This window comes from Reinekea marinisedimentorum, assembly GCF_004341165.1.
GTDB lineage: Bacteria > Pseudomonadota > Gammaproteobacteria > Pseudomonadales > Natronospirillaceae > Reinekea > Reinekea marinisedimentorum.
Map to the genome: position 1 here is coordinate 37229 of NZ_SLZR01000003.1, position 13554 is coordinate 50782.

General features: G+C 51.9%; 8 protein-coding genes. 5 read left to right on the forward strand and 3 right to left on the reverse strand.

What is annotated here, in order from left to right; all coding sequences use genetic code 11:
• Window positions 1-38: 38 nt before the first annotated feature.
• From pdxR to BCF53_RS04355, 3 genes are all read left to right on the forward strand, one after another.
• A complete protein-coding gene (pdxR, locus tag BCF53_RS04345) occupies window positions 39-1526 on the forward strand; it encodes a MocR-like pyridoxine biosynthesis transcription factor PdxR (protein ID WP_132700290.1) in 1488 nt (495 codons plus the stop codon).
• 93 nt (window positions 1527-1619) lie between these two features.
• Complete coding sequence (locus tag BCF53_RS04350) at window positions 1620-2378, forward strand: SDR family oxidoreductase (RefSeq protein ID WP_132700291.1); 759 nt, start codon at window positions 1620-1622, stop codon at window positions 2376-2378.
• A 312-nt stretch (window positions 2379-2690) separates the two neighbouring features.
• Complete coding sequence (locus tag BCF53_RS04355; protein ID WP_132700292.1) at window positions 2691-3485, forward strand: GntR family transcriptional regulator; 795 nt, start codon at window positions 2691-2693, stop codon at window positions 3483-3485.
• 118 nt (window positions 3486-3603) lie between these two features.
• On the opposite strand, the gene BCF53_RS04360 is transcribed toward BCF53_RS04355, so the two are convergent.
• The 3 genes from BCF53_RS04360 to BCF53_RS04370 all read right to left on the reverse strand — a co-directional run bounded on the left by BCF53_RS04360 (window position 3604) and on the right by BCF53_RS04370 (window position 8881).
• A complete protein-coding gene (locus tag BCF53_RS04360) occupies window positions 3604-4908 on the reverse strand; it encodes a two-component system response regulator (RefSeq protein WP_132700293.1) in 1305 nt (434 codons plus the stop codon).
• A 211-nt stretch (window positions 4909-5119) separates the two neighbouring features.
• Entirely contained in the window at window positions 5120-8122 is a 3003-nt protein-coding gene (locus tag BCF53_RS04365; protein ID WP_132700294.1) for an ATP-binding protein, read from the reverse strand.
• A 9-nt stretch (window positions 8123-8131) separates the two neighbouring features.
• Entirely contained in the window at window positions 8132-8881 is a 750-nt protein-coding gene (locus BCF53_RS04370; RefSeq protein ID WP_243645767.1) for a phosphate/phosphite/phosphonate ABC transporter substrate-binding protein, read from the reverse strand.
• A 386-nt stretch (window positions 8882-9267) separates the two neighbouring features.
• Between BCF53_RS04370 and BCF53_RS04375 the strand changes: the two genes are divergently transcribed.
• Complete coding sequence (locus BCF53_RS04375; RefSeq protein ID WP_132700296.1) at window positions 9268-10659, forward strand: MATE family efflux transporter; 1392 nt, start codon at window positions 9268-9270, stop codon at window positions 10657-10659.
• Window positions 10660-10940: 281 nt separating this feature from the next.
• Window positions 10941-13532: a hypothetical protein gene (locus BCF53_RS04380; protein WP_132700297.1), complete on the forward strand. Its 2592-nt coding sequence runs from the start codon at window positions 10941-10943 to the stop codon at window positions 13530-13532.
• Window positions 13533-13554 lie beyond the last annotated feature (22 nt).

The following is a 13554-nucleotide window of genomic DNA, read 5'->3' on the forward strand; positions in this document are numbered from 1 at the left end:
CTGCATGGGCCGCCCAACCATCACAGGAGTTAACTGGCGTGGACGACCTGGTCATCAATATCGAATTCAAGCCCGGAAAGAGCTATCAGCAGCAAATACGGGAAAAGCTGGTGCAGTTGATTCAGCAGGATTATTTTGGCGAACAGACACTGCCTTCCAGCCGTAACATGGCCGCAAAGCTGGGTGTTTCGCGAAACACGGTGGTCCTGGTATACGAAAGCCTGGTCGATGAAGGTTATCTGTTGGCCAGAGAGCGACAGGGCTTTTTTGTAAACCGCGAAGTATTCAGCGATGCAGAGCTGAGTACACCGGTTGAAAGCACCCCCAGGGCAAGCAGCAGTGCCGGCTGGCACGAGCGCTTTTCCCGGCACCCATCCGCCTACAGCCGCATTGCAAAAAACAAACAGTGGATGGACTTTGAATATCCCTTTATTTACGGCCAGATCGACGCCAATGATTTCCCGATATATCAGTGGCGTGAATGCGCGCGCATCGCACAAAGCCGTAACAATCTGCAGGAATGGGTGGAAGATGTTTTTGACGATGACGACCCGGAGCTGGTTACCCAGATTCGTCATCAGGTATTGAGCAAGCGCGGCATCAGCGCCCAACCGGAAGAGGTGCTGATTACCATGGGTACCCAGAATTCAATGTTTCTGCTGGCCTCTTTGCTTGCCGATAGCACAACAACGGTGGCCATAGAAGAACCCGGCCTGCCTGATTTTCACCACATTTTTCGACACGCCGGCGCGCAAACCAAAGCTGTCCCCATCGACAAGCAGGGCATTAAAACCGGTGCCGTATTGACGGGCTGTGATTATGTTTGCGTGACCCCCAGCCATCATTACCCAACCACCGTTACCATGACCATGGAGCGCAGAAAGGCATTATTGGCGCAGGCCATTGCCGATAACTTCGTCATCATTGAAGATGATTACGACAGTGAGGTGAATTTTTGTAAAACACCGTTACCAGCGCTGAAAAGTTTGGATAACAGCGGCCATGTTGTTTATGTTGGCAGCCTGTCCAAATCGGTTTCGCCGGGGTTACGCATAGGCTATATCGTTGGTGACCGGGAGCTGATTACAGAATTACGCGCTCTGCGGCGCCTGTGTTACCGCCACCCGCCGACCAACAACCAGCGCGTCGCCGCACGCTTTATTGCGCAGGGTTTCCATGAAAGCCATATTCGTCGTATGCGCCGGTTGATGGAAGAAAAGTGGCAGCTGATGGATGCCGGCCTTAAGCAGTACCTGCCCGGTTGTAAATGCAACGGCGCACCGGGCAGCTTTTGTTTTTGGATTGAACTGCCGAAAAAGCTGCCGGCACGGTTGCTGGTGGAAAAGGCCGCCCAGCGCGGCATCATTGTTGAATCGGGCGACGCATTGTTTGCGCAGCAGAACCCGCCCGGCAACTTTATTCGCCTGGGCTACACCGCCATTGCGGTAGAAAAGATTGAACCCGGGCTTGCACTGCTGGGCGAGGTCATCACTGAACTTTCATCGGGCTTGCCGGCGGCAAGCTGACGTGCCTGGTCTTCCTGTTTACAGTTGCTGGCACTAAAGGAAATGTCGCGGCTGCATTAGGCTGCGAACAGTTAATTAAATGTAGGAGGCGAAATGAACAAGTGTGTATTAATCACCGGTGCTACAGCCGGCTTTGGATTGGCGACTGCTAAACGCTTTGCAGCCGAAGGCTGGAAACTTGTGCTTACCGGCAGAAGACAGGAACGCCTGGATGCATTGCAGGAAGAGCTTTCCAGCCAATGTGAGGTGCACTGCATAAAGCTGGACGTACGCGATAGCGATAGTGTCAGTGCTGCTATGCAGCAGTTACCGGAAGCCTTTCAGTCTGTCAGCGTGCTGGTCAACAATGCCGGGCTGGCATTGGGTACAGACCCTTGTTATCAGGCCAAGCTGAGTGACTGGCAAACCATGATCGATACCAATGTCACCGGCCTGGTGAATGTCACGCACGCACTGTTACCTTTGCTGATGAAGCAGACGCCGGCCACGGTCATTAACCTGTCCTCCATTGCCGCCAACTGGCCATATCCGGGCAGCCATGTTTACGGTGCCTCCAAGGCTTTTGTACGTCAGTTCAGCCACAATATGCGGTGTGATCTGGCCGGCAAGGGCGTTCGTGTAACCAGCCTGGAACCGGGCCTGGCTGAGAGTGAATTCAGTCTGGTGCGTTTTGGTGGCGATAAAGAAAAGGCCGATCAGCTCTATAAGGGCGCCAATGCCATTCAGCCGGAAGACATCGCCAATATTATCTACTGGGTGGCCACCCAACCGGCGCACCTGAACATTAACAGCCTGGAGGTTATGCCGGCCTCGCAGGCATGGAACAGCTTCCAGGTTGTGAAAGACGCTTAACCTTGCTGATGCTTGCCTTCAAGGCTCCGCTCAGGAGCCTTTTCACCCGCTCACTTTTTCGCTGTTTAACACCCGCCAAATAACCTTTTGAACTTGATTTCGCTAGTGGGCCATGCGCAAAGTTAGGTAACGGTTCGCTTCGCAGTTCAGCGATGATCTTCGTTGAAAAACCTTGAAATAGCGCCACTATTCCTGCGTTTTTTCGCCTTGATCTTCACTGAACTACTGTGCTCCTTAGTGACCGAACTTTACGCATAGCCCACTAGCAGGCATCATTGCATTTAATATATTAATTCATAGTTTGAGATATCTATGTCTGCGACGAAAATCGGCTTCACCTTACAGCCCCTGGATGAAGTGCTGAAACAGGCCGAATTACCGGAAACCGGCAGTCTGGTTGAGCGCGTTTATCAGTTGCTGCGCGAAAAAATTATTAATTTGTCGTTGTCGCCGGAAGTACCCCTGCCGGAAAAAGAAATAGCCGCCATTCTCAATGTCAGTAAAACACCGGTGCGAGAAGCCCTGATTCGGCTGGCGAATGACCGGCTGGTTAATATCGTGCCGAAAAGCGGCAGCTATGTGTCTGCCATCAGTGTCGACCGTTATCTGGAAGCCTGTTTTATCCGGGTTCAGCTGGAGGGCGGGTGTGTTCGTCGCCTGGCGGAGAAGGGTTTAAGCATGGCCGAAGAGGTTCACCTGCGGTCACTGGTATCGCAGCAGAAGCAGCTGCTGGAAGACGCTAGCGGTCAGTACGAAGATTTCTTCCTCGCCGATGAGGCGTTTCATAAAACCCTGTTTCAGTATGCCGGTCTGCCTGGTGCCTGGACACTACTGAACGGCGCGCAGGCAGAGATCGACCGGGTTCGTCATCTTAAAATCAGGCAGGGAATTCTCAGAAGCAGGGCGGTGATTGAAGAGCACACTAAAATCATTCAGGCGATTGTCGACCGCAGCCCGGACAGCGCCGAGGCCGTCATGGTGTATCACATTGGCAGTGTGGATGATCAAATGCTCAGCATGTCTGAAAACCCTCAGTTTCTGCAGACCATTGAATCGTTCAACCTGTTGTTGACTGCACAAAGCAAGGGGCGCAGTAAAATTCAATAGCAGGCCAGCCCGGGCAAGCGCGACACTATTTGCAAGAGCGCGACTACTGTGCGCTTTGCCGCCTTCATCTTACTTGCACTGCTGCGCTGCTTAGCGACCGAATTTTCCGCTTGAGCCACTAGGAGGTGGCAGATCGGCCGGCAAAATGGCTTGCACCTTTATTCATTCCAACCAGAGCCGCGAGGTTGCTGAAATCCATAGGTTTGCCGGTGAGATAGCCCTGAATGACGTCGCACTCCATGTCGCGTAAAAGTTTAAATTGAATCGATGTTTCAACGCCCTCAGCAACTACCTGCAGGCCAACGTTGTGGCCAAGTTGAATCAACGCAAGGACGATTTTCACCGCTGTGTTTTCATCGCCCAGAGGTGCGACAAAGCTCCGGTCAATTTTCAGTACATTGGCGGGCAGTTGGCTCAAATAACTGATGGATGAATAACCGGTGCCGAAATCATCGATGGCAATTTTTACCCCTATATGCTGAAGCTGGAATAAATTTCTTATCGCCACGGAAGCGCGGTCAATCATCAGGTTTTCCGTAATCTCAATCTCTATTAGCCCGGGTGATAAGTCGAATTCTTTCAGTTGCCTGGAAACTTTGAAGACAAAATCGGGTTGGGCAACACACTTGGCCGAAGCGTTAAACGAAATCGGGATCGGTTTATCCGACAGGTCTGCCAACTGCTTGGCCTTGGCCATACATTCGAGCATGACATAGTCGGTTAGCTGGTTAATTAAGTCGTATTTTTCGGCCAGCGGTATAAATTCACCGGGAGAGACGACGCCCAGCTCTTTTGAAGACCATCGGCAGAGCGCTTCAGCACCGACGATTTCTTTCGATTCCGAACAGACTTTGGGTTGGTAGATCAGGGTCAGTGATTGTGCGGCGATGTCTCTTTTGAGCAGCGATGCAATTGTTAATTCTCTATCGTTGTGTGCCTGCTTGCCGTTACTTTGCTGGTTGGAGGAAGCTGCAGGGCGGGTGTTGACGGCCATCTGAGCCATAAATTTATGGATGCGCTGCTTCAGTATCGGCCAATTGATGGGCTTAACGACAAAATCGTCAGCACCCTGATGAAAAGCAGTTTCAATCGATTTTTCGTCATTTAAGCCGGTGGTCATAATGATGGGTGTTGAGGTGCAGGCTTCCAGGGCTCTAATTCTTTTGCATGTCTCGAAACCATCCAGACCGGGCATTTGGGCGTCCAACAGAATCAGGTCCACCGGTTTTTCCTGCAGTACCGATAACGCGCTGTGGCCTCCGTCTGCTACAAGTACCTCTGTATTGGCGTTGCTGAGAATTTGCGTCGCTAAAGCCCGCATCGAGAGATCATCATCAACCACCAGGATTTTATACAGCGGGCCGGATTTATCTTCTGCGGAACTTACACTCTGTTTCAGCGGTATCGGTGGGTTTGTCGTCATGGTAAAAGCGCTCAACGTTGTTTAAGTAGGGTTTAGCATGATTTATTCCACTCCGGCTCATTATTGAAATTTTCTCTGAGGCCGCGGAAAGACCGGGGTAGCGGGGTGGTTTTAATTATCCCGGCCGTCCATGGCCGGTGAGTAATGCAAATGCTTTGCAAAATGCTAATCATTTTGAGTATGGAACGTCGCGCGGTTCGTTCGGCTGCTGTCACGGCATCTCTGCCGCGATATCGACTTTATAACGCGTAAAGGCTTTATGCGTTTCGTTTGCCAATTGCAGCAGAGTTGATATTGACTGCCGCACGTCGGCAAATTGGGTGTTGTCTTGTGTCAGCGAGGCGTCCAGCTGGGTTGCACATTGCTGTAACGCCTGCGCACCGAAAGTGCCAGAGCTACTCTTCAATGGGTGGGTTTCAGCTTTCAGTAACTCAAGAGACTGCTGATCCCGCGCTTCTTTAATTTGGCTGATTCGCAGGCTCAGCTCCATTAAAAAACTGTCCAGCAGCATCGGCAGGGCATCATAGGATGTTTCCCGGGCCAGCTGATGAATGGTTTCACTGTTTAGAATCTTTGCCTCTGAATCATTCGCTTCAGCGGGGCGGGCGATGGCCTGGCCTATGGTTGCTGTAGCTTCACTATTATTTAACTGCCGATCGATGACGACCATTAACTCCGGGGCGTTATAGGGTTTGCTGACGAACTCGTTCATACCCGCCGCCATGCAGCGCGACATTTCGGAGTACTCCGCATTGGCGGTCAGGGCGATGACCGGTACCGATTGGTTCATACCCGCGCAGGCTCGGAGTTTGGTAACTGCCTCAAGGCCGCCCATCACCGGCATATTTAAATCCATCAGCACCAGATCGTAAGGCTGAGCGGCCAAGTGTTCCAGCGCTTCCGCACCATTGTTGGCACAGTCAACGAGCAACCCGGTGTGTTTTAGGGTTTCGGTAATGACTAACTGATTCACCACCGTATCTTCCACGACGAGAACCCGTTTGCCGTTGAATTTATAGTCCTCTGTAGCCGAAGCCGGTGCCGGATTAGCTTGCTGCCCTTCGAATACGGCTCTTATGGTTCGGCAGGATAGGGGTTTGTACAGAGTCCGTTCCCCCGGAAGCCTTGGCAAGGTGAAGCTGCCGGGTGCAATGCGTACAAGCCGGACTTTATCGAGCGCAAGATTGGCGTAGGCAGAATAATTTTCATCAGATTCCGTTAGGTTGGCATCATCGATTAATACCAGGGTTCGGTTATGGCTGTTCTCGCCGGCGCTGCTGAGCAGGGCGTTCATGTCAGAGAAGGTCTGCACATCGACCCCCAGTTTGCTCAAATAGTTTTCAAGTGCAAAAGAGAACTGTGGGTTACCGGCTAATAGCAGGGCACGGGTGTAAGCCAGCTTCACGGGCGCGCAGTGGCATTCATCAGGCAGCCAGTGAACCGGTAATTTAACGGTGAAGGTGGTACCTTTACCGACATCAGAATCAACGGCTATTTCACCGCCCATCTGATCAATCAACTTTTTGACAATGGCCAGCCCTAAGCCGGTGCCGCCGACCAGCGTGTCTTTTCGAATATAAACCTGTTCGAATTCTTCGAATATGCTTTGCTTATGTTCAGCGGGAATACCCCGACCGGTATCCGAGACCTGAATCACCAGATAGTGCTCATCAGGCCTCGGTTCTTCGCAATCGACAGTAAGGCATATCAGGCCAGAATCGGTGAATTTAATGGCGTTATCGAGCAGGTTACGAATGACCTGAAGTGTATGGGAGACATCTAATTCAGCGCGGCCCGGAACGCCATCAGCAATCTGGCAGACCAGTTCGACAGATGCCGATTTAATTTTATGCCCTGCGGTGGCTAAGAGGTTATCCGTCAGCTCTTCTAATGCGACGGTTTCAGTGGTCGATTCAATCGCTCCGGATTCAATCCGGGAAAAATCCAATATGCCGTTAATAACAGTGAGCAGGCTGCTGCCGGAGCTTTCTGCAATAGAGATCAGTTTGCGTTGTTCCGGGTTCAGTTGCTCCCGGGAGACCAGTTGAATCGCACCCAGCACTGCGTTCAGTGGTGAACGGATTTCATGGCTCATATGCGACAGGAACCTGGATTTCGCTTCGCTGGCTTCTTCGGCTTTGTCTTTGGCGTCCATCAGTTGCTCTTGTTGCAACAGTTGTTGCCGGATATCTCGGATAAAGGCTGTCACATAGGTCCGGTTGTGTGCAGTAAAGCTGGCGGTGGAAATCTCGACGGCGATGCGTTCACCCGCCTTGTTCAGGATCAGGCTTTCACGCCGCTCGGCCGGGCCGTTATCTGAGCCTGCATGGATGATCTCACGGTATCGTTTAAGGTACTCGGTACGCTGTTCAGGCGGAAATAGCAGGGGTTCAATATTTTGCCCGACAACCTCGGAGCGCTGCCAGCCCAGCAGCGATTCAGCGGCGCTGCTGAATTCTTCAATGGCGCCCTCATCGTTGGTTGTGATGATGGCATCGAGGCTGGCGTCATAGACGGCGGTTTTAATCGCACTGGTTCTGCGTGCTTCCTTCATCGCTTCCGCCAGGTTATTAAACGCTCTGGCGGTAATTGCCAGTTCATCCTTTCCGCGCTCTGGCACATGCTCGACCTGCAGGTCTCCGCCTGCCAACCGGCTGGCCTGCAGCGTGAGCTTGGAGAGATGGCGGGTCAGGTACAGACCGAACAAAAAGGACGCCAGCGCCACCATGAGCAATTCGGCAATAGCGATGCCGATCAGGGTTTTACGGGAAGCGCTGATAAATTCAACCAGGCTTTGAATCGGCAGGCCCAGTTGCACGGTTCCCAGGTAAAACCCGGCTTCGGTCACCTCGCTGGAGACATCGTATACACCATCGTCTAACGCATCGAAGCTGTCGTCTTTTTGAAACGCCCACGCAGGCTGATCTGGCAGATTACTGATCGCCAATTCACCACGGCTGTCGATGACCCGAACGTATCTGACCGCGCCCCGCTGTGTTAACTGTTCTGTCATTTCGGCCAGCGTCGCCAAATCACTGGAAATAAGCGCGTTTTTAATTTGAGTGCCGAACAGGTCTGCGGTTTCCTGGGCTTGGCGAATGAGCGCTTGCTGGTTTGATCTGGCCAACAAGTCGATCGATTGCCAGACCAGTATCGACAGGAACAGAGCCTCAATGAGCGCAATACCAAGAATGGTTTTGGTTTTAAACGACATCGTGGTTTCTCAGTAAGGGTTGATCGCGAGCGCGCGGACGTCATCCCAGTCGGCACATTCGGCGCTCATAAAACCACTGATACCCAGCGGGTTCAGAACCCTGTCGGCATCCGGGGAGTGTTTAACCGAGATCAGGGCATCCTGGATGCGCTGTCGTAAATCGGCGGCAAGATCAGGGTGCGCGGCAATGGCGTGGGGGGTATAGCCGGGTGAGGTCCATAGCACCCGAAGCTGGTCGCGAACCTCCGGCTCCAGCGTGTTCAGTGTACGGTTAATTCCGCCGCCGGCAGGAAACAAGCCTGCCGCGACACCGCGATAGACCGCATCATGCGAGCCTACATATTTTGGCTCAAAAGGGATGTTCTCTTTGTTTAGATTAGCCTGGGTCAGCAGCGTTGCCGCGAACGCCTTGGGTGCCGGAAACGCCAGGGTGGTATTTGTCAGGTCTTTCAGGCTCTCATACCGGGAGTCTTGGCGAACCACCATTATGCCGGTAATCGCCGATCTCTCGGCCTTCGCGATGGCGGTATAGCCCGGGTCGTCATTGAAGACGGTAAAGTGATAGGGGTTCATGTAAACGATGTCGTATTCACCCGCCGCGACCCGTTCTTCAAATACGGGAATGCTTGGGGCTGTAGCAAAACGGATTTTAACGCCAGCCTGTTGCTCGACCACTTGCAGTAAAGGCACCCAATCTCTAAGCAGTTTGGTCGCTGCCTGCTGTGGCACAACACCCAAGGTCAGTGTTTCAGCAGACACGGTGAAAAGACTGCTGCAGAGCAGACAAATGGTGAGTAGCAAGGTTTGGGGTAAAAGCATCGGTGAAGCCTCCAATAGGTTTGATAGGCTTCGAGCAATTGCTATACCAGCGCTTCAGCCCACTAAGGGCGGGGTATTGGGCTGCGGCTGGGCTGCACATTTGCAAAATGCAAAGCAATTTGAGAGCTGTTAAACGCTGACGGCGCGCAATGAGACTCCGACAGCATGTCGACTAAAGACTCAGATCGCGCTTGCATCTTTATGCTGGATATATCTTAACTGTTAATCTAATATATCAGATGTAGTTTGGCTGTCGGCGTTGCCTGCGCAGTCTATTTTCAATCAGGGCTTCTACCTGGTCTTCTTAAGTACACACTCAGACTGACATGTTGAAATCATCCAAAATATCAAAAGGCTCGTTCTTTGAAATAAGCTCTATCGCCTGGCCTATGGCAGCGAACGCCGTGTTGCTGCGGTCTGTCGGTATTGTCGATCTGCTGCTGGTGGCTTCGCTGGGCGAAATCTCAGTCGCCGCCTTCGGTATTGCCGGTGCCATTATGGCGTTCATCATCGGCATACAGGGCGCCATTGCCAATGGTACGCAGCTGGTGGTTTCCAGAGCTGTGGGTGCCGGAGATAAGCTGAATGTCGGCGCAGAGACGACCTCCGGCTGGGTGGCGAACCTGGGCTTTTCGCTGCTGGCCATCGTGGCACTGTATTTTGGCATCGAGCCGCTCATTCATCTGATTTCACACAACGATCATGTCGCCGTAGAAGCGGTCAGCTATGTGAAAATATCGCTGATCCTGCTGGCGTTTTCGTCGGCTTCGCACGTTTTTGTTTCCTACTTCAATGCCTGCAAGAAAACCAAAATTCCGTTTTACGGGTTTATTCTTGAAATACCGGTAAACGTCATTTGCAGTGTGGTGCTTATATACGGGTTGTGGGGTATGCCGAAGCTGGGGCTGGCAGGCGCCGCCTGGGGCAGCGTCATCGCCATCGTTATCCGATTCACCTACCTTGCGTACCGGATGAAGCAGGAGCAAAGGATTGGCCGTGTTGCCGGCCTGGGCAAGTTCAGCCGCCGCTCGCTAAAAATACACCTTGATGAAGTGATCCCCATTGTCGCCAACTTTGTGGTGTTGCTGACCGGTCAGCTGGTGCTGCAGGCACTCTTTGCGCAACTTTCGGTTTCTTCTTACGCTGCCATCACACTGATACTGCCGTGGATTCAGATCGGTTCGCTGTTCGTGAATTCCTGGGCGCAATCGAGCACGATTATTGTCAGCCAGTCGCTGGGGCAGAAAAACTACGCCGTCATTCCGGATTTTGTCCTTGAATCCAAGCTGGTGGCGACGGCCATGTCGCTGCTGATGGTGCTGGGCTTTTACCTGTTCAGTCTGTCATTGCCGTACCTGTATGGGAACCTGTCAGCCGAGACCATCGCGGCACTGGCTATGATCGCGCCGTGCTACATTTTTATTCCAATATTCAGAACCAATAATATGTTTTGCGGCAATATGATCCGGGCGATGGGCGAGAGCTATCTGATCGTGCGAATCAATATAATTACGCTGCTGTGCATCTCCATTCCGCTCTGTGCTCTGTTGATTTATCTGGGCGCGCCGCTGTTCATGGTTTTCGGCATCATCATCTTTGATGAAATGCTGAAGTTCTATTTTTTCCAGAGAACATTGACCAATAAACTCAACAAATACCGGGCTATGAATGCTAATAGCGATCCCGTTTCCCTAGGTTGCGGTCAGCCGGGCTCGTGATCTAAAAAAAGCAATTGTCGCCAGTTCAAATAGTCACTGAGACCGGCTGCTAAAAAGTGACTTGAACAGCTCTACAGTCTGAACAATACCTTCCTACCCGTTGACCAAATTGTGAACAAAGCAGCTTGGTCGCTGTCGGGTTTTATCTATCATTCGCCTGCGAAATTTACAGGGCTCAGAAAAATCGCCAACCCGGTTTCAGGCTGAACCTTGCTGCTGTTTTCCAATAAAAACAAACAAACCTGTTGCAAGGCGATAGCGATTGATGGAGACAATTCAACATGATTAGAAGAAGCATGATGCTTTTAGCGGCGCTGGTAAGTCCTCTGGTATTTGCCGAGACCACGACGATTTCGAGCCTGGAAGAATTTATTGATCTGATGGATGAGAGCAATCTCGATATTAAAATGGTGGCAGGCACCTACCACATTGATGAGGCTGCCAAGTCGTATTTCGAGGGCGGCGACTGGCCCGCCAACGTCGCCAATGAAGCGGGTGAAGAGGATGTCTGGCCGGGCCTGTTCGATTTTACCGGCAGTAATAACAGCTTCGATTTAACCGGTGTCACCTTTACTTTTGACTCCACCATTATCAGTGATATGCCCAATGCGGCCCATGGCATCCTGGTGGAGCTGGGCGGCGAAAATAACGTCTGGAAAGGTTTTAACTTAGAAGAGGTGCCGGATGAAAATGGAGACTATGGCGTTTATTCAAACATTTCTGGCGGTACCATTTTAAACATTACCGGCAGTGGTCATGAGTTTTCAGATTTAACCGTGAAGGCGCGTTTCTCCCGGCCCTATGGTTTTGGCTCTCTGTATGGCAAGACAGGCAGCAGCTCTGGCACTTTGCCCAACGTTCGGCTGGGTAAAAAAACGGCGGTATTCATTGATGATGTGCAAGACAGCAGCTTTGAAAACATTCTGATCGATCACAGTGGTTTTGGTCATGTACTGGCCTTTAACGGGCCGATTGATAATGTCACCGTTGACGGCGCAACGTTGATCAGTGAAACCCGTTCAACGGATAGCTTACGTGAAAACGGGATTGCCGGAGCCGACCGCAATGGCGTTCCGTTTGGTGTGCGCTATAACAGTGTCGATCTGATTGGCAGTGAAGACAACGATGAGTTTTTCGAAAACTTTGATACCGATAATCTGGATCAGTGCCAGAGCTTATCTTCCGGCGATCAGTACGCGCCAATACAGGAAGGTTATCAATTTACCCTGTCAGAGGCTGCTTTCCGTGGCTATAACATGGATGAGATAAATAGCCTGACCATTCGCAATGCTCATGTCATTGGTGCCCGTTCAGGTATTGCATTAAGTACCGCCGCTGGCGCGATTGAGGTTGAAAACTTTACCGCAACCGGTATTGCCGGGCATGGCGTTCCAGCCTGTGATGGTGCTTGGAACAGCGACAACGGCGGCGAAGGTGACGCTACGGCCTTTGGTCCGTCATCCAATAGCGTGCTGATTAATGCGGCGGCAGATTCAGCCTACGCCACGGTGATCGAACTGAACGAAGGCCAGGACAACATCACTGCCGATATACAAGTGCTCGACCCGGAAAATGGCTACTTCCGCCCCAGCGATTCTACGGCGTTAGCCCTGATCAGCGGTAACCAAAATGCGGTCCGTCTGTGGCGGGAGGATAATTCCGCTCTGGAAGAAGACCTGATCATCAAGGTTGGCCACAGCAGCAACGAGGCCAGTGAACTATTGCTGTGTAACATGACGCAGCAGGCGGTGACCCTTTCCGACACCGTTACTGATTCTGTCATTTATTCCGTGGGCACCGTGACTGACTACAGCGATGGCTCGAATACTGTTTATCAGCTGGGAAGCGCCAGTGACGAGCCTGAGCTCTGCCAGCTGATTCAAACTGGCTATTCGCGAAACAATTCAGAGATTGCCGAACGCGATCTGCAATGGGGTGATCAGATCTTTATTGCCGCAACCGGCGACAACAATTACGACAGCGATTGCGGTTGGTATGGCTGTCAGGTTGGCTATATGGATGATGATAAAGCCTTACAGTTAGCCTCCGGTAACGATGACCCGGACAGTTTTTATTTAAGGCAGGATCCGGATGAAAGCTATGGCGCATCCTGCGTAGAATGGGGCGATAAACTGGTACTGGCTTATACGGCCGATACCTACGAAACAAACAGCTGTGGCTGGTACGGTTGCCGCGTTGCTGAACTGAACGATGACGCCAGTGGCCTGCAGTTTTCTCACGGCGGTGATGACCCGGCTTCTTTTGTGGTGCGTCCGCCGGCCGGTGAAACGGCATCGGGCTGTGTCAGCACACAGGATGAAGTGGTTCTGGCTTATTCCACTCAAGCCTACGAAACCAGCAACTGTGGCTGGTATGGCTGCAGAGTGGTGCAATACGATGGCAGCGATCTGGTTGTCGCTCACGGCGATGATGATCCGTCGGGCGTTTACCTGCGTTCCTGGGAGCAGGCCTTTGAAGACTATGAATACGAAGCGCCGTACCAGCGTGACCCGCGTTCATGGACGCTGGAAGACGGTAAGTTAATTTACAGCACCGGTGCATGCTTCACTTATAAAGGGAACGGTGTATTCATGCTGACCGATTGTGATCAGGTCGATTCTGACTGGAGTTTGAACAGCGATAACCATCTGCAATGGTCGAGTAACCCGTGGGGACTGGAAGGTGGTGCCTGTTACGGTTATCTGGGTGCCAGTGACTGGGGCTTCGACAGTTGTGATGACATCAACACCTCGTTTGATGAAGACAACAACGAAATACACCACGACTCTAACCCCTGGAGTTACGAAGGCGGTGCCTGCTTCGACTACTTAGGCGGTGGTGAATTTGGTTACATCAACTGCGACGATTTCTGATCGCAGCATTGATCGGCCATAG

Bases quoted from the DNA above. Each gene is read 5' to 3' on its own strand.
- BCF53_RS04350 (WP_132700291.1), top strand. From the start codon at position 1,620: ATGAACAAGTGTGTATTAATCACCGGTGCTACAGCCGGCTTTGGATTG.
- BCF53_RS04355 (WP_132700292.1), top strand. From the start codon at position 2,691: ATGTCTGCGACGAAAATCGGCTTCACCTTACAGCCCCTGGATGAAGTG.
- BCF53_RS04360 (WP_132700293.1), bottom strand. From the start codon at position 4,908: ATGACGACAAACCCACCGATACCGCTGAAACAGAGTGTAAGTTCCGCA.
- BCF53_RS04365 (WP_132700294.1), bottom strand. From the start codon at position 8,122: ATGTCGTTTAAAACCAAAACCATTCTTGGTATTGCGCTCATTGAGGCT.
- BCF53_RS04375 (WP_132700296.1), top strand. From the start codon at position 9,268: ATGTTGAAATCATCCAAAATATCAAAAGGCTCGTTCTTTGAAATAAGC.
- BCF53_RS04380 (WP_132700297.1), top strand. From the start codon at position 10,941: ATGATTAGAAGAAGCATGATGCTTTTAGCGGCGCTGGTAAGTCCTCTG.